The organism is Pseudomonas sp. NY8896 (genome assembly GCF_039634505.1).
The window spans coordinates 2,516,335-2,539,661 of sequence record NZ_CP132350.1; the positions used below are offsets into that span (position 1 = coordinate 2,516,335).

The window sequence follows — 23,327 nt, forward strand, 5'->3', positions numbered from 1 at the left end:
GTCAGTTTCCTTGTGCGGCAGGGGCGGGCGCAATGGCCCGGTCGAAAGGTTCCAGGGCGTGGCGCAGGCTGGCCCGGGACAGCTCGCCCAGGTGGCTGCCGACCAGCCGCCCGTCGGCGTCGTAGAACAGTGTGGTGGGCAGGGCCATGGAGCCGACCCGCTGGGCCAGCAGGCCGGTGCCGTCGAACAGTACGTGGGTCAGGCTCAGGCCGGTGGTGGCGAGAAAGGTGCTGACGTTTTCCGGGGTTTCGCCCTGGTTGACGAACAGGAAGGTCACATGCGGGTAGTCGCTTTGCGCCTGTTGCAGCACCGGCATTTCGCGTCGGCAGGGCGGGCACCAGGTGGCCCAGATGTTGATCACCAGCGGTTTGCCACGGTAGCTATGCAACGCGACGGGTTGGCCGCCGGCGTTGCGCAGGCTCAGTTCGGGCAGCTCGGTGCCCTTGCTGTACAGGTGCCCGCCAAGGCTGGCCAGGGCCCAGAACAGCGCACCGCTGAACAGTGCCCAGCCCAGCGGGCGGCGCAGGCCAGGGTGTCGCCAGCCCTGCCACAGGGCGCCGAGGACGATGCCGGCCAGGCCCGACCAGAACAGGAAACCACCATCACGGATGTCGATGATTTGCAGCAGGTCGTCCTGGTACATCGGCCAGTAAGCCAGCACGAACCCGGCGCGGGCACACAGCAGGCCGATCAGGAACAGATTGAACAGTGCCGATTCCGGGCTCTCGCCGCCACGCCTGGCGACCCACCAGCCGACCACGCAGGCAATCCCCAGGGCGGTGAGCATCAGCAGGTGGTTGAGGGCCATGGTCAGTGGCCCAAGTGTTACGGTCAGCATCAGCCTTGGCTCCTGGTCTGGGTCCAGTGTTGCTGGAACGCGGCGGCGTCCACTTCACCGGTGATGCGCCGCGCGCGGCGTTCTTCGCCTTCCGGGCCAATCCAGATGATGCTCGGCGGGCCGGGTACCTGGTAGCGCTGCAGCAGGGCTTTGCTGGCCGGCGTGTCGGCGGTCACGTCCAGGCGCAACAGGTGCACACCGGCCAGGCCGGCTTGCACGTCGCTGCGGGCGAACACCTGCTTTTCCATGACCTTGCACGACACGCACCAGTCGGCATAGTAGTCGAGCATCACCCACTGGCCACGGGCCTTGGCCGCATCCAGTTCACGTTGCAGGTCTTCGGGGCGGCTGACGGTGACGAAGCTGTCTTCGGCCTGTTGGATGGCGACCGGTGCAGCACCACCGCCAGCGAACGGGCGCAGCGGCTGCCAGAGGTCGTCGCCACCGGCTGCCGCGCCTACCAGCAACAGGCCGCCCCACAGGGCGCCCAGCACAGGTACCGCGCGCATCGCTGGCAGCCGCTGCAGGGCCGGCCAGGCGGCCCAGGCCAGGGCGATCAACCAGGCACCGCTCAATGCCAGCAACAGGGTGGCAGGCAGCAGACTGCGCACGGTGTACAGCGCCATGGCCAGGAACACGAAGCCAAATACGCCCTTGACCCGGTCCATCCAGGCCCCTGGGCGCGGCAGGTAACGGTTGCCCAAAGTGACCAGCAACAGCAGCGGCACGCCCATGCCCAGGCCGAGGCTGAACAACACCAGCGCCCCTTGCAGCACATCGCCACTCTGGGCGATGTACAGCAGCGCGCCGGCCAATGGCGCGGTCATGCATGGGCCAAGCAGCAGGCCGGAAAGCGCCCCGAGCAGCGCTGCGCCGTACAGGTTGCCGCCACGGGTACCTTGCCCGGCACGGTCAAGGCGGTCACGTAGGGCGGCGGGCAATTGCAATTCGAAGGCGCCGAACATCGGCAGCGCCAGCAGCACGAACAGACCAGCCAGGCTGCCCAGCAGCCAGGGTTGTTGCAGCCAAGCCTGCAGGCTGGCACCTAGCAGCGCGGCGACCACACCCAGTGCGGCGTATACCAGGGCCATGCTCAACACATAGACCCCGGCCAGCAGCCAGCCACGCCGGGCGCTGGCGCCATTGCCCAGCACCAGCCCGGCGAGGATCGGCAGCATCGGCAGCGAGCAGGGGGTAAAGGCCAGCAGCAGGCCAAGGCCGAAGAACGCCAGCAGGCTCCAGGCCAGGTGGCCTTGTTGCAGGCCGCTGGCCAAGGCTTGGTCGCTGGCTTGCTCGGCAGCGGGTGTCACACTGCCGCCCAGGTCGATCAGCGTGGTTTGCGGTGGGTAGCACAGGCCAGCGTCGGCGCAGCCTTGCCACCCTAGGCGCAATTGCCCCTGGGCATTGGCCGGCAGCAGCAGTTCGAGCTGGTCGCGGTACACCGCGCTGTCACCGAAAAACTCGTCATGGTGGTTGAGCGCCGGTGGCAGCGGCGGGTGCTGCTCGGCAGGCAGGCCGTCGAACTTCAGGCGCTTCTGGTACAGGTAGTAGCCAGGCTTGATTTGGAAGTACAGGCGCATCTGGCCGTCGGCCTGGCGGTCGTGGCTGAGCACGAAGGCCTGGTTGACCGGCAGGAAGTCTGGTTTTACCTCGAACGGGTTGGCCTGCAACGGGCCGGCCAGCAGTAGTGTCAGGAAGAGCAGGAGGACGCGCATGTCTTCGCCTTGGCAGATCTAGGAATGGGGCCATGCTGGCTGGGGTCGATTAACCCAAGGTTAACCCGGTCCTACAACGGCGGTCCTACAGATCCGTGCGTCAGTTTGGACACACCGCGACATATTGTCGGCTTGACTTTGCTTATGCCCATATTCTTGTTGTAAAGTTGACGCACAGGTCAATTTTTTCTGACCCGCGTGACAAGGTTCTCACCCTTCCGAGTCCCCCGCACAAGAATCAAAAAGATGGGCAGACCCCCTGCTGCCCAGAGGATCAAGCATGTCCAACCGTGATATTTCCCGGCGCGCTTTTTTGCAAGGCGGCCTGATCGCTGGTGTCGGCGTGACCATGGCGCCACTTGGAAGCCAGGCATTTGCCGCACTGATGGAGGAACGCGTCACCACTTCGCCGCAGAAGTGGATGAACCATGACGGCAAGGCGCGTTTCCGCAACGATGCCTTGTCCAAGGTCTGTGGCGACAAAGTGTTCGCCCGTGACATCCGTGCCAAGGACATGCCCGGCTGGCCCGCCCAGCAGGGGCATGCGCTGTTGCTCAAGGCAACCAAGGCCGACCGTATCTATGCCGGCCATGATCTGAGCCTGCTCGGTGCCGAGTTGCAGCCGGACCGGGTTGTCACTGCCGCCGACCTGGAAAAGGATGGCATCGCCTGGCCTGAAGCCCATTCGCCCGACCCGTTGCTGCCGCCCGGCAAGGTGCCGATGTTCATCGGTCACCCGGTGGCGATCCTGATCTGGCACGACTTCGAGCGCTTCCGCCAGGCCAAGCGCAAGCTGCAGTTCAATGAGCAGGCGATACGTTACGGTGCCCAGGCACCGCTGTATCAGCGTGACCCTTACGGCAGCTTCCGCTTCGTGCGGGTGGGTGGCGCCACGCCGTTCGACGACGATGAATTCTCCAGCCTGAAGAATTCGATGTTGTTCCCCACCATCCTCAACCGCAAACCGGTGTGGTCCAAAGAGCCCAACCAGCACGGCGACCTGACCGAGCAGGGGCTGTTCTACGCCAAGCGCATGGCCGAGCAACTGGACAACCCGCCCGAGGACTGGCTGGTGTTCGACGAGCGCTACAAGACGCCGTCCATCGAACCTGCCGCACTGGAACCGGACAACGGCAATGGCTGGTACGACCCGGCCACAGGCACGCTGCATTTCGTGGTTGCCACCCAGTGCCCGTTCGAAGTAGCGCAGGAATGCGTGCACATGATCAAACCGTCGCGCTTCGCCCTCAACACGCTGAATATGCACCCTGGCTACACCGTGGGTTACGGCTCGAAAGACAACAACATCTTCGTCTTCTACGCCGCTGTGGCCGCGTTGTACGGCGCCGGCGTGCCGATCCGCCTGGCCAACGACCGTTATGAGCAGTTCCAGAGCGGCATCAAGCGCCATGCCTTCGATATCCGCTACCAGCTGGCCGTGGACAAGAAGGACAACAGCTTCAAGATCTTCCGCGCCGACATGAGCTGCGATGGCGGCGGGCGCATCAACTACAGCCCGTCGGTGGCGGCGGTGGGTGCCACTGCAGCGCAGTCGATCTATTACATGCCGCAGAACGATCTGTCGGTTACCGCCTACCATTCCCGTGGTGTCGAAGCTGGCTCCATGCGCGGCTACGGCACCCTGCAGAGCATGGCGGCGACTGAGATGATGGTCGACGAAATTGCCGGCCGCCTGGGCGTCGATGCCATTGACCTGCGCCGCGCCAACGCGCTGAAGTCGGGTATGAAGAACACCCAGGGCGCGGTCCCGGCGGGTGCATTGCGCCTGTACGAGATTCTCGACAAAGCCGCTGTGCATGAATGGTGGCGCAATCGCGACACGCGCAAGCAGCAGATGGACGCGCAGGACCAGGACCACTGGTACGGCGTAGGCTTTGCGATCTGCCAGAAAGACTTCGGCACCGGCTCCGAAGCACCGATGGCCAGCATCGAATTCAGCCGCGACGGGCGCATCAGCCTGCGCCACATCGGCACCGAACTGGGCACCGGCATGTCCACCTCCCAGGCCCTGGTGGTCAGCGACTTCATGGGCCGCTCGGCGGACGAGGTCAGGACGGCAGTCACCGAATGGCCAGAGCTGCAACTGAGCACCAGCGGCAACCCGTACCTGATCAGCCAGGCCGAGCAGGATGCTGCGCTGCGCAACCCGCGCTGGGTCGGCAAGCTGGCGTCGCCCTCGTCGGCGACCAACTCGGCCTTCTACTTCAGCCATGCCACCCGCGAAGCGGCGCGCGTGCTGTTCAACCATGGCCTGTGGCCGGCGGCCATGGCCATCTGGAGCCAGGGCCCACATGGCGGCCAGGCCAACCCGCTGGTGGTGCGCCGCGAGAACGCGGTGTGGGTCAACGGTGAGCTGACCGGCAACGGCCTGGCGCCGATCCCGTTCGCCCAGCTGGCGCAGAAGGCCCATGACATGGGCCTGGTCACAGGCGTGAGCGTGCACGGCTTCAACCGCTGGAGCTGGGCCGAGGCCGACTTCGTCATCGACGGCGTGCGCGAGCGCTTCCCGCTCGACGCGGTGGCGGTGAAATACGGTGACGGCGCGGTGAATGCCAAGAAGGCGCAGATGAGCAGCCACGGCTACCACCTGCTCGATCGGCAGAACGCCGCCTATCCCGACACCCAGCTGAACAACGCCATGGTCACCTACTACAGCCCGGTGGCGACCATCGTCGAGGTCAAGGTCAACAAGGGCACCCATGAAGTACAGGTGCTCAACCACCACAGCTGGATCGAGTGCGGCCGGGTGCTGGTGCCGGAGCTGGTCAAGGGCCAGCTCGAAGGCGGTATTGCCATGGGCATCGGCCACGCGCTGACTGAAGAAATGCCAATGTACGAAGGCGGGCCCGGGGAGGGCGACTGGAACTTCAACCGCTACCGCCTGCCGCATGCGCGCGACGTGGCGGTGTGGAAGCAGACCAGCGAAATCCTCCCGCCGCTGTCACCGACCGACCCGTCCAAGGGCATCGCCGAGGTGGTGATGATCCCGGTGGTCGGTGCCATCGGCAATGCCGTCGCGCATGCCATCGGCAAGCGCGTGCGCGATCTCCCCATTACCCCAGCCCGTATCAAGGAGGCCCTCAATGGCTAACCGTCCACTGCAACTGACCCTCAACGGTCAACCGGTCGGCCCGGTCGAGGTCCCCGCTGACCTGGCGATGATCGACTACCTGCACGAACACCAGAACCTCACCGGTTCGCGCCTGGGCTGTGGCCAGGGCATCTGCCACGCCTGCGTGGTGATCGTCGACAACCCCGACGGCACCAGCGAGGAAGTACGCACTTGCATCACCGGTGCCCATTATTTCGAGGGCAAGAAAGTGCGCACCATCGAAGGCCACGCCAAGCCGGACCAGAATGGCAACCTCACGCTGAACCCGATCCAGCAGAAGTTCGTCGACCTGTTCGCCTTCCAGTGCAGCTACTGCGCACCGGGCTTCGTCAATGCTGCCACTGTGCTGGTGGAAACCGCCCAGCGTCAGCCACTGAAGAAGAGCGAGGTGGAAGACCGCATCGAGGCCAGCCTCGGTCACCACATTTGCCGCTGCACCGGCTATGTGCGTTATTACGACGCCACCCGCAAGGTGCTCAATGACCTCGGCCTGGTCAAGGAGGGATGAGCATGGGCTTCGTACGTAGCGCATTGGCGCTGGGCTTGGCTCTGGCCGTCAGCTCGTTTGCCCTGGCCGCCGACGAGGCGCAGGTCAAACGCGGTGAATACCTGGCCCGCGCGGCCGACTGCATGGCTTGCCACACTGCCGAAGGCGGCGCACCGTTTGCCGGCGGCCTGCCGATTCATTCGCCGTTCGGCACCATTTATGGGAGCAACATCACCCCGGACAAACAGTACGGCATTGGCAGCTACAGCGCCGACGAGTTCTTCGCCGCAGTCACCGAGGGCAAGCGCAAGGACGGCGCCAACCTGTACCCGGCAATGCCGTACACCTCGTATCACCTGATCAAGCGTGAAGATTCGGACGCCATCCTCGCCTACCTGATGACCATCCCGCCGATCAACCGCCCGGCCCCGCAGACCGCGCTGCGCTTCCCGTTCAATGTGCGGATGGGGCTGAGCGGCTGGAACATGTTGTATGGCAAGAGTGTGCAGTTGCAGCCAACCGAGGGCAAAAGCCCGGCCTGGCAGCGTGGCCAGTACATGGTCGAGGTCATGGGCCATTGCGGCGAATGCCATACCCCGCGCAACCCCATCGGCGCGCTGCAGCAGGACCAGCGCCTGACCGGCGGCCTGCTGGGTGGCTACCTGGCGCCGAGCCTGCTGGCCCAGGACCTGGCCGAGCGCGGCTGGACCCAGCCGGACCTGACTACCTTCCTCAAGCACGGTATCAGTGCTCAAGGCAGCATGTTCAACGAAATGTTCCCGGTGGTGCACCACAGCACCCAGCACCTGGAAGACGCCGACCTGGCGGCCATGGCCACCTACCTGCTGGGCGACCAGCCACCGCCGGCCAAGGCCATCCAGGCCGTTGCCCTGGAGCAGATGAGCGACAGCGCCAAGCGCGGCCACCAGCAGTACCTCAACGTCTGCGCCGGCTGCCATGGGGTCGATGGTGAGGGCAAACCGCATATCGCCGTGGCCATGCGTGGCAATACCGTGCTGCGCCAGGGCGATTCGCGCAATCTGGTCAAAGTCATTCTCGAAGGTATTCGTGAACAGCAGTTCACCGGCTTCGAGCGCATGCAGCCGATGCCGGGCTTTGCCGGCAAGCTCGATGACCAACAGGTGACGGACATGGTCAACTACCTGCGCCAGGCCTGGGGTGGATTGCCCGGTGACCTGAACGTACAGCAGCTCGCCGAGCTGAAGGCGGAGTAACGCGTGCAGCATCTCGATCTTCAGGTGATCCGGCAGGCCTTGCAGTGGTCGTGCAACGGCCAGCGGGTGTGGTTATGCACGGTGCTCGCCACCTATGGTTCGGCGCCCCGCGCGCCGGGCTCGCTGCTGGCGGTGAATGCCAGCGGCCAGTGGCTGGGGTCGTTGTCCGGTGGCTGCGTCGAAGACGACTTCCTGGAACGTGTAGCCCTGGGTGAATTCCCGGAGCCGGTGGCCATCGTGCGTTACGGCGACGGCAGCGACTCGCGTTCGAGCATTCGCTTGCCGTGTGGTGGCGTGCTTGAGGTTTTGGTGGAGAACCTGCCGGCCGAGTGCGAGGTGCAGGCGCACCTGCGTGAGCTGGAAAGCGCACTGCAGGGCCAGCGCCGGGTGCTGCGCGAAGTACGCCTGCCCGAGGGCTTGCGTCAGTTGGCCGACGACCACAGCCAGGGCCCGCGTGTCGAGCGTGAACGCGACCGCGTGCGCCTGCGCGTGGGGGCCGCCCAGCGCCTGCTGCTGGCCGGCTACTCCAGCGTCGCGCATTTTTGCGCCGAATTCGGTAAAGGGATGGGGTTTGAGGTCATCCTGTGCGACCCACGCGACGAAGTGCTCGACGGCGTGGTGCTGGACGGCATCGAGGTGCGCCGTGAACTGCCGTCGGAATTTATCGCCAACGGCGGTTGCCATGCCGACACGGCGGTGGTTGCATTGACCCATGATCCGAAAATCGATGACCTGGCCATGCTTGAAGCGGTGCGTACCGAAGCGTTCTACATCGGCGTGATGGGCTCCAAGGCCACCTCCGACAAGCGTCGTGAACGCTTGCAGCGCATTGGTGGCCTGTGCTCCGACGAGCTGGCGCGCATTCATGCGCCGATTGGCCTGAACCTGGGCAGCAAGACCCCGGCTGAAATCGCCCTGGCGGTACTGGCCGATATCCTGCGCCTGCGCAACGGCATCGGGCGGGCTGCGCTGTGAGCGTGGTGGCGTTGGTGCTGGCGGCAGGGCGCAGTGTGCGCTTCGGTGCTGACAAGCGCCGTACGCTGATGGCCGATGGTCGCAGTTTGCTGGTGCACAGCGTCGAGCGGGCCTGCGCGGTGTTCGATGATGTGCGGGTGGTGTTGCGGGAGGGTGAGCGGGGTGAGGATCTGGGCCTGCCGGCGAACTGTCGGGTCATTGCTAGCTCGGACTACACGCTGGGTATGGGCCATAGCCTGGCGGCCGGCGCCGCTTCGCTGGTCGACAGCCAGGCGCAGGCGGTGGCGATACTATTGGGGGACATGCCTTGGCTAGCCCCGCAGACCCTTGCCCGGCTCGCTGCTGCGGCCGAAGCCTCGAACATTGTACTGCCACTTCATGGTGGGCAACCGGGGCACCCGGTACTGTTTGGCCGCGATTTCTGGCCGGCGCTTTCAGGCCTGATGGGGGATGAGGGCGCGCGTTCGGTGGTGAAGGCGCACCTGGCGAGTTGCATTAGGGTTGAAGTGCAGGACGCCGGGATCTTGCAGGATGTGGATCAGCCTGAAGCGCTTCATCGCTGAGCGCGTGGGTTGTGTCTATTCATCTTCCTCTTCGTCGCGTTCATAGGGTTCGAGGTCGGCCATTTGCGAGAGCAGGATCAAATGCACTTCGCTGTCAAGCCGCTGCAGGCGGCTCAATTTGGCAGGCCCCCCCAATACAAGGGCGGGGACAAAGGCGTACATCTCGTCAACCGTCAGTTCGCCGAGTGTTTCCCGGGCTTCGTCGAACAGGCCCAGGTCGATGTTTTCAGTCATGGCCCACACCAGGAGGCTTTGGATCTTACTGTCGCGTTCTTCGCTGCTTGAACTGGGTGCGCTCAGGAAAAAGCGAGAATGATAGGCCGCAAGGGTCAGGATGGCGCCGGTTTTCTCACCCCACAGGTACAACTCCCCAAAGGCGCTGCGGGCGATGAGGTGGTAGGTGTCGTGGGCTTCGAAAGGGGTGCCGGCCAGCCAGGCATCCATCACCGCTTCGTACTTGCGCGGGTCGACCAGCCAGAAAAGACCACCCCCGTAGCCGCACCAGCCATGCGCCTTCCAATAGTCGAGGAGTTGGCCTGGGAGTTTGTCCTGGTAATGGTCGAAGACCGAGGACGGTACGGGTTGGTGGCCGATGGTTTCGCCGAAGGTTTCGAGGAAGAGGCTGTAAATGGCGTCCATTGTTTAAGTCCTTTTAGGTGGGGTTAGAAGTCGGAGAAGCTGTAGGGTTCGAGTGGGCAAATCTGAGAGAGCAATAGCAAGTGCTCGACAGCTTTGACTTTCTCAAGGTGATCAAGGTCGCAGGGGCCGCCGAATGCTAAAGCGGGGACGAAACCATACATTTCATCGCAGTCGAGGATGCCTAGTTTTTTCTTTGCTGCTGTAAATAAGCCATCAAAATCGTTGTAGGTTTTTTCAATTGAAAGGAAGAAGTTTTGGACCTCTTTGTCCATGTCGTTGAGGGCGGATGCATGGCTTGCGAAAGAGTATTTGGATACTGCGGCATCGATGGTTAGCGAGAATCCGGTCTTTTCACCGAATAAGTAAAGGTCACCGAAAGCGCTACGACCTATCAAGTGATAGGTATCCTGTTTTTCTAGGTCTGTGCCTTCTATCCATGAGGCAACTACCCCTTCGTACTCTTGAGGATTCACAAGCCAGAATAGACCGTTACCGCACGCGCACCAGCCGTGTTCTATCCAGTAATCAAGTAAACGCTCTGGTAGTTTTCCTGTAAAGCGTTGAATGCTTGATGGGGGGGGCTCCTGGCGTTTGGTGATGGGGCCATTTTTCTCAAGGAATCTGGAAAATATTTCGTCCATGTTCATCTCGTTTAATTAGCATTTATGAAGCTTTACATTCATTTTGGTTGAATTTATTTCTGTGAGTGGAACTTGCTTTGCTGCGGATGTCAGTGCGGTAACCTTGCCTTTCCATTGAGGGCCAATGGTTGAGTTTACTTGCTTGTCTCCGAAGCCTGAAATGATGTCTTTTCCTCCGGCAACGAGGTCTGGATTATGTAGTGCAGCTATAGATGCCATCGTTTCTTTTGCTTGGTTGAAGGCAAGTTTTTCTGCTTCCAGTGGAGACATATGTTGAGATAGCTCTCGCTGTAATCGTTCTTGTAGCTCACGTTGAAGCTTGAGCCTAGCGACTTTAGCGACACGTGGGTCTCGTTTTACCGGATTGGCAACGTTCTCCAAAAACTCCTCGACCGTCAGCCGATTCAACCCATCCTGCTGTCCCTTCAACTGCCGTTCAAACTCGGCATGCTTGGAGGCCGGCAATTTGTCTGCCTTGAAACATGCCACCGTATGCAGCGGCATGCTACCGGGCTTCCCCGTCGGGGGCTCTTTGTCTTTTCCCTCCGGCCGATTCGGCTGCATGGGTTGCGGCTCTTTCGCTGCTCCTTTGCGCCGCTCCGGCACTTGCAGGTCCAGCCGTTGCTTCAATGCCTCTTCATGCTTGAGCATCCATTGCCCGATCCGCGCGCCTTTCGGGCTGGCGGCCATTTGCTGGGCAAGCGTACCTGCGTCACCGCGTCCGCGGGTTAGATAGGAAACCATTGCCCCCAACAGCAGCATCACGATTTCCACATGGCCGATGGCTATGTAATGCGCCGCCTGGCTGATGGCAAATGGGCTGTCTTGACTGAAAGCATTCAAGCCTTCTTCGCCGCGCGTGCCATCCCAGGCGATGCCGATACCGCGCAGGTAGTAATCGCCGATGCGTGGCAGGCCTTCGACGAAGAACTCGGCGAGTGAGGCGATGCCCAGCGCGCCGAGGATCCAACCGCTTACCTTGAAGCCAATGGCAGTGCCGGCCACACCTCCGGGAATGGCTCCGGCTCCTCCGGCAAAGGCGCCGATACCGGCACCGAGCATGCCCCCGGTGACGGCGCTGCCGGCGACGATCATCGCCATTTGCGTGGCGATGCCGAGCAGGTCGGCGAGGATGTTTTTTACATCAAGGTCGGCGAAGCGCTGGTACAGCAAATTACCTGCCATCGTTTCGGCCTGGTAAAAGGCCCGCCGGACGCTGTCCACACGGCGCAGGTTGAGTGCTAGCGAGGGCACTTCCTGATTGAGGTAAGTACGAAAATGGGCGCCTCCCTGATAGCCCATTTGATGGGTGATGCGTGACTCGATCTCATGCCAGGAAGGCACGAGGTAATCCAGATACATGCGGTGTCTCCCTGACAGCGTGTGCAGGGGGAAATACCATCATGGATTCGCATCGGAGGTTTCTGTGTTGGCTGTAGGAAAATTCGACGCATATGCCTGCGTGTTAGGCGAAGTTCAGCGTTCAGTGATTATTCGCGAATCGGGTGCCCATCCCCATGCACTCCGCATCAGTCCATAATCCCCCCTTAATCGCCCTATAGTGCAATGCCAGCCACACCACTGCGGGAGCCCCACCATGCACGTTCTGCTCTGCGAGGACGACGACCTGATCGCCGCCGGTATCTGCGCCGGCCTTACCGCCCAGGGGCTGACCGTGGACCGGGTGGGCAATGCCGCCGATGCGCGCGCGATGCTGCAGGCCGCGCAGTTCGACGTGATGATCCTCGACCTTGGCCTGCCCGATGAAGACGGCCTGAAGCTGCTGCGCCGCCTACGCGAGAAGGGCGAAACGCTGCCAGTGCTGGTGCTCACCGCCCGCGATGCCGTCACCGACCGGGTGGACGGCCTGCAGGCCGGCGCCGACGACTACCTGCTCAAGCCGTTCGACCTGCGCGAGCTGGCTGCTCGCCTGCACACCCTGCTGCGGCGGGTGGCCGGGCGGGCGGTGAACGTGATCGAACACGGCCCGTTGCGTTACGACCCCAGCAGCTGCGAGGCGACCCTGGCCGGGCAGCCGGTCGACCTGTCCCGCCGCGAGCAGGCGTTGCTCCAGGCACTGCTGCAGAACCCCGGGCGGGTGCTGTCCAGCGAGCAGCTCAAAGACTGCGTGTACGGGTTCAGCGACGAAGTCGAAAGCAATGCCCTGAACGTGCATATCCACCACCTGCGACGCAAGCTGGGTAACGGCATCGTCGAGACCGTGCGCGGCCTGGGCTACCGCCTGGGCCCGGCGCAGGCACCGCACGAGGCTGCATCATGAGCCTGCGGGTACGCCTGAGCCTGATCCTCGGCAGTGCCTTCGTGATCATCTGGGTGCTGGCCGCCGCGTGGATGCTGCGGGACTTGCGCCAGCAAATGATGTTTTCCCTCGACCAGCGCCTGGTGGCCTCGGCGCGCATGGTCGCCGGGCTGATCGACCAGCTGCCGCAGCCGCTGACCGCCAAGGGCGGGGAGGCGCACTTTTCCGCCGACCAGTTCAGCGTACCGGACGGCATGGCTTGCCAGGTCAGCTCGCTGCGCGGCGAGATCCTCGCCAGCAACCACAAGCACGATGGCGCCATGGACGACGAGCGCAGTGGTTTCCGTGACCAGACCATCGACGATGCGCTGTGGCGCACCTTCACCTACAACCATGGCGATGTGCGCATCACTACCGCCGACCGGCACATGGAACGCGAAGCGCTGAACCAGTCGATTCTGCTGGCCGCTTCGGCGCCGGTGCTGATGGCCCTGCTCGGCAGCCTGGGGCTGCTGTGGATTGGCCTGGGCAAGGGCCTGGAGCCGCTCAACCGCATGCGTGATGCGTTGCGCCGAAGGCGCGCGGACAGTGTCGAGCCGCTGCAGGTGGCGGGCATGCCCAGCGAGTTGCAGCCATTGTTGGAAACCCAGAACCAGTTGTTCCTGCGTATTGCCCAGACCATCGAGCGCGAGCGGCGCCTGACCGACGATGCCGCGCATGAGCTGCGCAGCCCGCTGACCGCGATCAAGACCCATCTGCAGGTGGCCCGCATGACCGACGGTGCCGTACGCGAACAGGCGCTGGAGCATGCCGAGCAGGGCACCGACCGCATGCATCGCACGCTGGAGCAGTTGCTGATGCTGGCGCGCGTGGAAGGCAGCCTGTCGTTCGAGGATGGCGTGCAGTGCAGCGCCGAACAGGTGGCGCGGCAGGCGGTGCAGGATGCCGGTGGCGGCGACAACCGACGCATCGTGTTGCGCCTGCCGGAAGAGGCGACGCAAATCTACCTGGGCATGCCGGCACCCTTGGCCGTAGCAGCGCTGCGCAACCTGCTGGACAACGCCCTGCGCCATGGCGGCGAAGCGGCGGTGGAGCTGGACGTTCAGATGGCTGACGGCCAGGTGGGCTTCATGGTACGCGACCATGGGCCGGGGATTGCCGAGGCGGATCTGGAGCATCTGACCGAGCGCTTCTGGCGCAATGGGCAGAGTGGTGGCTGTGGGTTGGGGCTGGCGATCGTGCAGGCGATCGTGCAGCGTTGTGCCGGTAGCCTGCGGTTCGACAGCCGTAGCGATGGGTTGCGGGTACTGTTGCAAGTACCGGCGCGTTCGGTGCATTGATCTCCAGTGCCTGTACCGGCCCTTTCGCGGGGTAAACCCGCTCCCACAGGTGTTGCACAGGTTCAAGGGGAGTGGGATCCCTGTGGGAGCGGGTTTACCCGCGAAAGGGCCGGCACAGGCAGAGTAAAATTCAGTAACAACCGCTAAATCCTCCCAGCACTCAAGCGTTTCCCAAGCGATAACCGCTCATTCGCTTGCTTGCGAGGATTCACCTATGTCCACCGCTTCCAGCCTTGCCCAGGTTCCGCCGGCCAGCGTGCCGCAGTCCTTGTACGAATTCACCGATTCGCCCTTGCTGCAACGCCAGCAGCAACAGGAATCCAATGCCCGCAGCTATCCGCGGCGCATTCCGCTGGCGCTCAAGCGTGCCCGCGGTATTTATGTGGAAGATGTCGAAGGCCGCCAGTTCATCGACTGCCTGGCCGGCGCCGGCACGCTGGCGCTGGGCCATAACCACCCGGTGGTGGTCGAGGCGATCCAGCGGGTACTGGCCGATGAGCTACCCCTGCACACCCTGGACCTGACCACGCCGGTCAAGGACCGTTTTGTCCAGGACCTGTTCGCCATCCTGCCCGAGGCGCTGCGCCGAGAGGCCAAGGTGCAATTCTGCGGCCCGACCGGCACCGATGCGGTGGAGGCGGCGCTCAAGCTGGTGCGCACGGCCACTGGCCGCAGCACGGTGCTGGCGTTCCATGGCGCCTACCATGGCATGAGCCAAGGGGCGCTGGCGCTGATGGGCAGCCACGGGCCGAAACAGCCGCTGGGCGCCTTGCTCGGTAACGGCGTGCAGTTCATGCCTTACCCCTACGACTACCGCTGCCCGTTCGGCCTGGGAGGCGAAGCCGGGGTCAAGGCCAACCTGCATTACCTGGAAAACCTGCTGCTCGACCCGGAAAGCGGCGTGCCTCTGCCGGCGGCGGTGATCCTTGAGGTGGTACAGGGCGAGGGCGGGGTTATTCCAGCGGATATCGAGTGGCTAAAGGGGGTGCGCCGGATTACCGAGCAGGCCGGCGTAGCGCTGATCATTGATGAAATCCAGAGCGGCTTCGCCCGTACCGGGCGTATGTTCGCCTTCGAGCATGCCGGCATCGTGCCGGACGTGGTCACCTTGTCCAAGGCCATTGGCGGCAGCCTGCCGCTGGCGGTGGTGGTGTACCGCGACTGGCTGGACACCTGGAAGCCAGGTGCGCATGCCGGCACCTTCCGTGGCAACCAGATGGCCATGGCAGCGGGTTCTGCGGTGATCAACTACCTGGTCGAGCACCGCTTGGCCGAGCATGCCGAGGCCATGGGGCTGCGCTTGCGTCAGCACCTGTTGCAGCTGCAGCGGGAGTATCCGCAGTTGGGTGATGTGCGCGGGCGCGGGTTGATGCTCGGGGTAGAGCTGGTGGACCCGCAGGGCAAGCTGGATGCCTTGGGTTACCCAGTGGCCAACCGCGAGCTGGCGGCGAAGGTACAGCGTGAATGCCTGAAGCGAGGGTTGATCCTGGAGCTGGGTGGGCGCCATGGCGCGGTGGTGCGCTTCCTGCCGCCGTTGATCATCAGCGACGAGCAGGTCGACGACGTTGCGCAGCGCTTTGCCCAGGCGCTGATCGCATCGGTGTGACCAGTCGCCGGGGCTGCGCGGCAGCCCCGGCACTTTCACGTCAATCGAAGGTCCGCCCGGCCCGCCAATACCCCATCAAGGTCAGGCACTCCCGCTGCAGCCCGCGCGTTTTGATCAGGTACCGGCGAATATCCATCACCGTCGCCGATTCACCCGCTACCCAGGCATGGAACACACTGCGGGTGCTGCTTGCCTGTTCCCACAGAATGCGCGTATCGATATCCACTTCTTCCAGCTTCGCTCGCGGTGCAGCATGCCCCTGCGGCAGGCTGGCCAGTTCACGCACGGCATGCTGCATGGCCTGGCCGTGTTCGCACTGCAACACCTCTCGCGGCAGCCAGTGCAGCTCGGTGGCGTTGCCATGGCGCAGGTCCAGGCAATCCGCCTCCAGTGGTACCTCGATGAACGCCTGCACCGCCAGGTCGGGCTGGTTGTCGGCCAACTGCTCAAGAATGCCGGCAATCGCTGGCAACGCCGTTTCATCACCGACTAGCAGCACATTGCGTACACCTTGCGGTGGTTTCCATTCGTAGCCACCGGGGTCGCCTGCGTAGGCCAGGTTGGGCGCCACCATCTGCAAGCCGTCACCCACTTGCGCGTGGGTGGCCCAGGCCGAGGCGGGGCCGTTGACGCCATGCAGAACGAAGTCGACATCCACCTCCAGTGCCTCGCAACGCAGGGCGCGGATGGTATAGGTGCGCATCGGTGGACGTTGGGCGGGTGGCAAGGCGCTGTGCGCGGCCTTCCAGTGCAGCTCGTTGCTCAGGTTGGGCAATGAGCCGTCGGGGGCGGGAAACAGCAGCTTTACGCGCTGGTCCGGCGCCAGGGTGTGCATCTGGGCGACATCCGGGCCGGTGAACACCAGGCGGGTCAGCGACGGGCTGAGGTGGATGCGCCGGGCAAGCACCAGGTCGAAGATACGGTAGGCGCCGGTGGCCGGTGCGCGGCCTTTGATCAGGCGGCGCAGGCCTTGTTGCAGCGCTTGGGTGATGCTGGCGGAACTGGACATGCGGGGGTCCTTTTGCAAGCGGTTTCCTCTAGGGACGAGCCGCTGGCGCCGCAAATTAACCCCGACGCTGCAGTTACCAGCCGCGCCCGGAGTTCACCCAGAAGTTCACCGACAGCGAGGTAGAAACCGACTCCACTTGGTGGAACCAGCCCTCGGGCAGGAACAGCAGGTCGCCAGCCTGCAGCACCACGCGTAGGAACGGCACGTCGCGCGCCGCCGGGAAGCGCTGGTAATCCGGTGCATCGGGGTTGAAATCACAGCCATCGAGACCGCCCTTGGGGCTGGTCGACCAGGTGCCCAAGGCAGGGCGGTGATGCGGCGCGGCAAGGATGAACGACTTCTGCCCCCAGACCTGGGCGAACAGGTTGTCGGCATCGTCACGGTGCAGGGGCGTCAGGGTGCCCTTGGGGCCGATCCAGATGCGCGGTGCGATGAATTTGTCGCGGCTGAAGTACTGCGGGTGGCGGATCAGCGTCAGCAGCTTCTCCGGCACGATGTTGTTGCCCATGTAGGCTGGGGTTTCACCGGGTTTGGCCGGGGTGTCCAGCGAGGCGATGAATTCGGCCATGGACGTAGAGCGGAAGTCACGGTCGGTGGAGAAGGTTTTCTTCACGTAGTCACCGTGCCGGGTGATGCCCTGCAGTTCGGCGAAATGCTCCAGCGATGCCTGGCGGCCCATGGTGAACAGTGGCCAGTCCTGCAGGGCATCGCTGATGACCACCGGTGTGCCATGCACCAGGTACTCGCTCTGGAAACGTGACAGTGGCATGTCGTTGCGGGCAATGCGTGCCACCTCGCGCTGTACTGGCTGCGCGGCCGACACCCGCTCGCTGAGGCGGGCCGGGGTCGGGTAACGCTGGTTCATCGACACTTTGGCCGCTGTGGCGCCACGGCGGGCGTTACTGATGATCTGCGGCAGCAGGGTGGCCAGGCCCATGTTGCCGGTGATCTTCAGGCGTGCGCTGGCGAACAGTTCCTCGACGTTGGCGGTGCCGCCCATGATGCCCAGGAAGTCGCGCTCGGCCACCTCGATGGTGACATCCGGGGCGTTGTGCCGGCCGGCGCCTGTGCGGCTGCTGTCGCGCACCTCCGACCAGAAGGCCTGGTCCTGGCCAAAAACGAACTGGAATACGCCTTCTATGCCGACGGCATGGGCGTTGGCGAACAGTTTGCTGAGGATGCTCTGAAGGTCCACGGTGTGCCTCTGGCGGTCTTTCGTTGTGCAGGAGTAACGAGCGCCTGCACCAACGATTTAGCCGTGTTGCGGGTAATTTTTCGGTGCGCTGCTACGTCCCGTAGGGATGTTCGAGTCACATTGTTCACCCAAGGAACCCTCATGGCACTGCACCCTGATCTGGCGGCATTTCTGGAATTGGTCGAGTTTGGCCGGCTGACGGGCAGGAGCCTGCCCATGCACGCGATGGACGTGGCCCAGGCCCGCGCCGAGTTCGCCGGCAGCTCGCAGGTGCTCGACCCGAGCCCGCCGGGCAATGTCACGGTCAGCGAACTGCAGGTTACCGCGCGCGATGGCACCCGCCTGGGTGCGCGCTTGTATCGCCAAGGCGAGGCCAGCGCTGCCTTGCAGCCGGTGATTTTCTACCTGCACGGGGGCGGCTATGTGGTTGGCAGCCTCGACTCGCACGATTCGGTTTGCCGCCGCCTGGCGGCCTTGGGCGAATTTGCGGTGCTGGCGGCGGATTACCGGCTGGCACCGGAACAGCAGTTTCCGGTGGCCTTGCACGACGTGCTAGATGTCGCCAACTGGCTGGCCGAACAGGCAGCGACGCTGGGCCTGGATAACCGCCGGGTGGTGTTGGCGGGGGACAGCGTGGGCGCCAGCCTGGCGGCAGTGCTGGCCATCACGGCGGTCGAGCAACCCGAAGCACTGGCGTTCAAGCCGCTAGGGCAGCTGCTGTTCTACCCGGTGACCGATATTTCCTGCCAACGGGCTTCGCACCGCGAGCATGCCGAGGGCTATCTGCTGGAGACGCCCACGCTGGAGTGGTTCTACCAGCACTATGCGCCGCAGCCTGAGCAGCGGCTGGACTGGCGGGTATCGCCGTTGCTGTCGACGCTGCGTACACCGCTGGCACCGGCTTACCTGTTCGTGGCCGAGTACGACCCGTTGCATGATGAAGGCATCGCGTATCGTGACTGGTTGCTGGCAGGGGGCACGGCGGTGACCTTTGCGCGGGTTGAGGGGTTGACCCATGACTTTTTGCGCATGTCGGGGATTGTGGGGCAGGTGGATGGGATTTACCGGGATGTCGGCGAGTGGTTGCAGCAGGTTGGCGGCCAGTTCTGACTTGAGATTACCGGGGGCCGCAAAGCGGCCCCCAGGGCCTCACCCGCGAACGCGCTTCTTCAATGCCTCCACCAACCGTTCGATCTCGCCCTCGGTGTTCAGCAACCCAGGCGCCGTGCGCACCACTGGTCCCGCATCCCGCGATACCGCATCCACCACAATGCGCTGGCTGTTAAGGTGCTTGGCCACCTCGTCGGCATCCTGCCCCTTGACCCGGAAAAAGCTGAACCCCGCCGAGTAGAGGGCGCTGCGCGGTGTCACCAGCTCGATCCCCGGCAGTGCCTCCAGGCGCTGCTTGAGGAAATCATTGAGCCCATGGATACGCGCCTGCACAGCCGCCTTGCCCAGCTGCAGGTGCAGCTCGAACGCCTTGCCCAGTGCCCAGCGGTGCTCGAACGCGTGGTAGCCGCCTGGAGTCATTATCGTGGCGAAATCTTCATTTTCCGAGAAACTGGCGATGGTCGGCGTCAGCTGTTTCAGTTCGGTGGATGCCGCGCAGATAATCCCGGTCCCTCGCGGCCCGAACATCCATTTGTGAGTGCCGGCAATGAAGTAGTCGCAGTTGAAGTCGGCAAAGCGCACGTCTTCGACACCAAAACCGTGCACGCCATCGATCACATAAATAATCTGGTCGTTCTCGTCGCGCTGGCGATTGACCTCGCGCACCAGCTTGCCGATCTCGCCCACAGGCAGCTTCACGCCGCTGCCCGAATGCACCCAGGTCATGCCCAATACCCGGGTTTTCGGCCCGATCGCGGCTGAGATCGTGGTCAGTACCTGGTCGGTACTGACCTTGGCGGGGTCTTCGAACAGGCGCAGGCGTCGCACTGGGGTGCCGTCGCGCGTGGTGCGAAAACCCATGGTATGGCGCGCCGCCGAATGCTCGTGCACGGTGGTGAGAATTTCCTGCCCTGGCGCAATCTTCAGCCCGCCATAGATCAGCCCCAGGCCCTCGGTGGTGCTGCCGGTCAGGGCGATTTGCCTTGGGGTGACTTCAAGATAGCGCGCTGCCCATTCACGCACGGCGGCTTCGTGCTTCCATTCCGACTGACTGTCCCAGTCCACCATGCGTGCCGGCTGGCGGTCGAACTGGGCGCGCAGGGCCTCGATCGCTTCGCGCACGGGCCTTGGGTGCGAGGTGATCAGGAAGTTGGCGAAGTGGGCGTAGGCCGGGTCCAGCTCGAAAAGCCCGCGAAACGCGGACCAGTCATCGGTCGAAACGGGTTTGGCAGGTGTCGCGTGGGCGGCGGGCAGCAACGGGCCGGGGCCGGTCAGTGGCAGTGCGGCTGCCAGCAGGCCAGCCTGCTTGAGGAAGGTTCGACGGTCGTTCATCACGGTGCTCGAAAATGTCAGGGAGACGAAGTGGCAACAGGCTGCGCGGCGCGCTGTACCTGCTCCCACACGCGCAGGAAGTTGCCGCCCCAGAGCTTGGCAATATCGGCTTCGGAGTAGCCGCGGCTGATCAGCTCGGCGGTGACGTTGCGTGCTTCACTCGCGTTCTGCCAGCCATCGATGCCGCCACCTTCGTTGAAGTCCGAACTGAGGCCGACATGGTCGATGCCAACCTTGCGCACGGTGTAGTCGATGGCATCGCCATAGTCCTTGAGCGTGGCGGGTGGTTCTTCGTCGAGAATGCCGTACAGTTCGTTGGCGTACTGCCCGACTTTCTGCTCGGGCCAACCGGCGATCACCGGGTCACCGGGCATCAACGCGTAGTTGAGGTTGGCCAGCGGCGGAAGGTCGTAGCGGGCGCGCAGGGCGTTGAGTTTGTCCTGGGTCTTGCTGCTCAGCGGCTTGAGGTAGGTGGAGAAGGCCACCAACTGGATCACCCCGCCGCTGTCCTTGATCAACTGCAGCTCTTTGTCGGAGAGGTTGCGGTTAATGTCGACCATGGCCCGTGGCGCCGAGTGCGAGGCTACCAGCGGCGCGCGGCTGAGGGCGGCCACCTGGGCCAGCGCCTTGCTCGACATCTGTGACACGTCGATGATCACGCCCAGGTCATTCAGCCGTTGCACGGCGCGCTTGCCGGTCTGTGACAAGCCTTCCAGCGCATCGACGGTGTCATTGAAGAACGGCAGCGGGCGCGAAGAGTCGGCCCAGCTGTTGTTGCCCACGTAGCTGAAGCCGAACATGCGCACCCCGCGCGCGGCCCAGCGGTCGAGCTGGTCGATGTCGTCACCCAGTGCATAGGCGTTGAGCATGCTGAGAAACACCGCAAACTTGCCTTCGCCGTGCAGGCGCCGCATGTCTTGCGGGGTATAGGCAATGCCAACCTGCTGCGGGAAATCGCGGACCATCGCGGCAATGGCGTTGTAGCGCACTTCCTGGGTGTGCCGGGCGGCCTCGACGAAGCCTGGAGTAGGGCGGTGCGGGCCATCATTGCCGGTCCAGGATTCAGGCCAGGCAAAGATGGTCAGGGCAGCGCCAGACAAGCGCCCGCGTGCGGCCTTGGTCAGGTCGAAGCGGCCATCGCCATCCTGGTCGGCCTCGCTGCCTTCGGTGCCGAAGGTCAGCGGCAGGGTGATATGGCTGTCGAACGAGAGGATGCGTTCCTGCAGGTCGTTGGCCTGGCGGGTCACCTCGCGAGAATAGCCGGCTGGGGTGGCGAAATACTGCCAGGCGGCAAGCCCGGCGCCGGCGGCAACCGCCGCGGCCAGGCTGATAAACAGGGCTTTCTTCCAGCGTGGAGTCGTCATCTTGGTCTCAGTTGGTTCACCGTCGAGGGATGGGCACAGAGGCCGCCGCTACCTGCAGTGAACGAGCTCGCCAGGCAAAAATTTAGCCAGTGCCAGCAGCCGCGCGCCGCTAAATTTCGCCGACCGTGCAACGTTCTAGCCTTGGACGGGCCGTGCTCCATGGCCGCAATGAATGCACAGGTATGCAATGACGATTTCCCGACGCGGTTTCATCGCCGGCGTGGCATTGACGGGTGTGGTGGTGCCGGGTGCGCTGGGGGCACTGTATGTGCAGCGCCAGCGAGAGGAAGCCGAGGCGTTCCCGGAAACCCCTGGCGAGGCCGTGGTCGAGCTGGCCGATACCCCTTTGCAGCAGTTGGGCGACAGCTTGCGCGGTATCTGGCGCTGGACCCTGCAGGGCAAGGATGCGGGGCTGGATGGCCTGCCGGCAGGCGAACTGGAGTTGTTTCTGGATGTAGCCGCTAGTGGTCGTGCGCTGCGCGGTTACCTGGACACCCCCGAACGCCTGCGCGGGGCCGAGGAGCCGCGCTACCGGGTGGTCGGCGACCTGCTGGCGGACAAACCGGGCACCTTGCGCTGGCGGCTGTTTTCAACCCAGGCGCACTATGAGTGCGATATCGTGCTTGATGAAGTCTGGGGCCGCTTCGGCAATGCCGGGCCGGCCACCCTCCACGGGCGCATCGCGCGCATGGACCGTGCGCTGACCTTGCCGGTTGAGGACAACCACTTCCTGGCCCTTAAGCGCACTTTCCCCGAAGCGCGCGAACGTACCCCGTTGAACCCGCAACTGCTGGCTTGGCTGATCGCCCCGGAGCATCGCCTGTTTCATCAGTTGTGGCACTCCTCGCGGGACAAATGGCACAAGCTGGACAAGAGCAAGCAAGGTGCCTTGCGTGGCCTGGGCTGGCAGCCGGGGCCGCGTGACCGCGAGCGTGATGCACGCGGCCGGCACAAGGACCGCAACGGCTCGGGCGAGGACTTCTTCTTCATGCACCGGCACATGCTTGGCAGCGCCCGTGCCCTGCAAGACCTGCCTTCCTGGTCGCGCTTCCCATTGCCGCAACCGGAGCTGGAGCGTGACCGCGCAGGGTTTGCCCGGTACTTCGACAACCACGACGGCAACGCCCTGCCACCCACCTGGCTGGCCAGTGGCGACGAGGAGTACACCCAGTGGGTGCGCGATATCAAGACCCCGGACACCTTTCACGGTAACTTCCAGGTCTGGGAATCGCGCTACACCGACCCCCAGTACCTGAGCACCCTGACCTTGGGCCAGTTCGGCTCGGAGGTTGAGCTGGGCCTGCACGACTGGTTGCACATGCGCTGGGCATCGGTGCCGCGCGACCCTTCCAACGGCATGCCGGTGCCGACGGCGCGCACGCCGGACGATTTTGCCGAACGCTGGTTCACGGCGGACAACGACTTCCTCGGGGACCCGTTTTCTTCCCATGTGAACCCGGTGTTCTGGCATTTTCACGGCTGGATCGATGACCGCATCGAGGACTGGTTCCGTGCCCATGAGCGGTTGCACCCGGGTGAGGTGCGGCGCCTTGAAGTCAACGGCGTGCCGTGGTTTGCGCCGGGGCGCTGGGTCGAGGTGGCGGACCCTTGGCTGGGGCCGGACACCCATGGCTGCTCGACGGTGCCGGGGCTGCGGCCTGGGCGTAGCGTGGAGATGGACCCGGAGACCATGAAGCTGGCGCTGCGCATCATCTACAGCGATGAAGACCTGTTCGACAAGCTGCGGCCCAAGGTGCCGCAGCGGCCGTGGTATGCGCGTAATCTCAAGGTGGCAAAGCGTTCGGGCTGACTGGGGGCGCGTTGCGCCCCAATCGCGACGCAAGGCCGCTCCCACAGATTGGACTGCGCAGCAGCCCCAGAAGGC

At 63.9% G+C, this 23,327-nt stretch carries 19 protein-coding genes; 10 read left to right on the forward strand and 9 right to left on the reverse strand.

Annotated elements, in window-relative coordinates; translation table 11 throughout:
- Position 1: 1 nt before the first annotated feature.
- Positions 2–838, reverse strand: coding sequence for a TlpA disulfide reductase family protein (locus tag Q9451_RS11295; RefSeq protein WP_012273391.1), 837 nt, complete (start codon positions 836–838; stop codon positions 2–4).
- Entirely contained in the window at positions 838–2,553 is a 1,716-nt protein-coding gene (dsbD, locus tag Q9451_RS11300) for a protein-disulfide reductase DsbD (protein WP_012273390.1), read from the reverse strand. Before dsbD ends, Q9451_RS11295 begins: the two co-directional genes overlap by 1 nt.
- A 280-nt stretch (positions 2,554–2,833) precedes the next feature.
- Between dsbD and Q9451_RS11305 the strand changes: the two genes are divergently transcribed.
- Genes Q9451_RS11305 through Q9451_RS11325 form a run of 5 tightly spaced genes read left to right on the forward strand, consistent with a single transcriptional unit; the run spans position 2,834 to position 8,946 of the window.
- Positions 2,834–5,665 (forward strand): xanthine dehydrogenase family protein molybdopterin-binding subunit, encoded by a 2,832-nt coding sequence (locus Q9451_RS11305; protein ID WP_012273389.1) that lies wholly within the window; start codon positions 2,834–2,836, stop codon positions 5,663–5,665.
- Positions 5,658–6,194, forward strand: a complete 537-nt coding sequence (locus Q9451_RS11310) for a (2Fe-2S)-binding protein (protein WP_012273388.1) — start codon at positions 5,658–5,660, stop codon at positions 6,192–6,194. Before Q9451_RS11305 ends, Q9451_RS11310 begins: the two co-directional genes overlap by 8 nt.
- A 2-nt stretch (positions 6,195–6,196) precedes the next feature.
- Entirely contained in the window at positions 6,197–7,408 is a 1,212-nt protein-coding gene (locus Q9451_RS11315) for a cytochrome c (RefSeq protein ID WP_012273387.1), read from the forward strand.
- A gap of 3 nt (positions 7,409–7,411) precedes the next feature.
- On the forward strand, positions 7,412–8,383 hold the full coding sequence (locus Q9451_RS11320; RefSeq protein WP_012273386.1) for an XdhC family protein: 972 nt from the start codon (positions 7,412–7,414) through the stop codon (positions 8,381–8,383).
- Positions 8,380–8,946: a nucleotidyltransferase family protein gene (locus tag Q9451_RS11325; protein ID WP_041166551.1), complete on the forward strand. Its 567-nt coding sequence runs from the start codon at positions 8,380–8,382 to the stop codon at positions 8,944–8,946. The genes Q9451_RS11320 and Q9451_RS11325 overlap by 4 nt, the downstream gene beginning before the upstream one ends.
- 15 nt (positions 8,947–8,961) lie before the next feature.
- Here Q9451_RS11325 and Q9451_RS11330 read toward each other — a convergent pair whose 3' ends face one another.
- From Q9451_RS11330 to Q9451_RS11340, 3 genes are read right to left on the reverse strand one after another with little or no spacing between them, the layout of a single operon-like run.
- The gene (locus Q9451_RS11330) at positions 8,962–9,585 is read right to left on the reverse strand and encodes a GAD-like domain-containing protein (protein WP_012273384.1); all 624 of its coding nucleotides are present in this window, start codon (positions 9,583–9,585) and stop codon (positions 8,962–8,964) included.
- A 23-nt stretch (positions 9,586–9,608) separates the two neighbouring features.
- Positions 9,609–10,226, reverse strand: a complete 618-nt coding sequence (locus Q9451_RS11335) for a GAD-like domain-containing protein (RefSeq protein ID WP_041166760.1) — start codon at positions 10,224–10,226, stop codon at positions 9,609–9,611.
- Between the two features lie 15 nt (positions 10,227–10,241).
- Positions 10,242–11,588, reverse strand: coding sequence for a DUF6861 domain-containing protein (locus Q9451_RS11340; RefSeq protein ID WP_012273382.1), 1,347 nt, complete (start codon positions 11,586–11,588; stop codon positions 10,242–10,244).
- Between the two features lie 235 nt (positions 11,589–11,823).
- Between Q9451_RS11340 and Q9451_RS11345 the strand changes: the two genes are divergently transcribed.
- The 3 genes from Q9451_RS11345 to Q9451_RS11355 all read left to right on the forward strand — a co-directional run bounded on the left by Q9451_RS11345 (position 11,824) and on the right by Q9451_RS11355 (position 15,432).
- Positions 11,824–12,507: a response regulator transcription factor gene (locus tag Q9451_RS11345; RefSeq protein ID WP_012273381.1), complete on the forward strand. Its 684-nt coding sequence runs from the start codon at positions 11,824–11,826 to the stop codon at positions 12,505–12,507.
- Positions 12,504–13,826: an ATP-binding protein gene (locus Q9451_RS11350; RefSeq protein ID WP_012273380.1), complete on the forward strand. Its 1,323-nt coding sequence runs from the start codon at positions 12,504–12,506 to the stop codon at positions 13,824–13,826. The genes Q9451_RS11345 and Q9451_RS11350 overlap by 4 nt, the downstream gene beginning before the upstream one ends.
- Positions 13,827–14,040: 214 nt before the next feature.
- Entirely contained in the window at positions 14,041–15,432 is a 1,392-nt protein-coding gene (locus tag Q9451_RS11355; protein WP_012273379.1) for an aspartate aminotransferase family protein, read from the forward strand.
- A 40-nt stretch (positions 15,433–15,472) separates the two neighbouring features.
- Here Q9451_RS11355 and Q9451_RS11360 read toward each other — a convergent pair whose 3' ends face one another.
- Together Q9451_RS11360 and Q9451_RS11365 are read right to left on the reverse strand one after the other, a co-directional pair.
- Positions 15,473–16,441, reverse strand: coding sequence for a siderophore-interacting protein (locus tag Q9451_RS11360; protein WP_012273378.1), 969 nt, complete (start codon positions 16,439–16,441; stop codon positions 15,473–15,475).
- 73 nt (positions 16,442–16,514) lie between these two features.
- Entirely contained in the window at positions 16,515–17,636 is a 1,122-nt protein-coding gene (locus Q9451_RS11365; RefSeq protein WP_012273377.1) for a cupin-like domain-containing protein, read from the reverse strand.
- A 141-nt stretch (positions 17,637–17,777) separates the two neighbouring features.
- Between Q9451_RS11365 and Q9451_RS11370 the strand changes: the two genes are divergently transcribed.
- On the forward strand, positions 17,778–18,746 hold the full coding sequence (locus Q9451_RS11370) for an alpha/beta hydrolase (protein ID WP_012273376.1): 969 nt from the start codon (positions 17,778–17,780) through the stop codon (positions 18,744–18,746).
- A gap of 39 nt (positions 18,747–18,785) precedes the next feature.
- On the opposite strand, the gene Q9451_RS11375 is transcribed toward Q9451_RS11370, so the two are convergent.
- Both Q9451_RS11375 and pvdM read right to left on the reverse strand, forming a co-directional pair.
- Positions 18,786–20,078 (reverse strand): aminotransferase class V-fold PLP-dependent enzyme, encoded by a 1,293-nt coding sequence (locus Q9451_RS11375; RefSeq protein ID WP_012273375.1) that lies wholly within the window; start codon positions 20,076–20,078, stop codon positions 18,786–18,788.
- A gap of 17 nt (positions 20,079–20,095) precedes the next feature.
- A complete protein-coding gene (gene pvdM, locus Q9451_RS11380; protein ID WP_012273374.1) occupies positions 20,096–21,442 on the reverse strand; it encodes a pyoverdine-tailoring dipeptidase-like protein PvdM in 1,347 nt (448 codons plus the stop codon).
- Between the two features lie 187 nt (positions 21,443–21,629).
- On the opposite strand from pvdM, the gene Q9451_RS11385 reads away from it, so the two are divergent.
- Complete coding sequence (locus tag Q9451_RS11385) at positions 21,630–23,252, forward strand: hypothetical protein (protein ID WP_012273373.1); 1,623 nt, start codon at positions 21,630–21,632, stop codon at positions 23,250–23,252.
- Positions 23,253–23,327 lie beyond the last annotated feature (75 nt).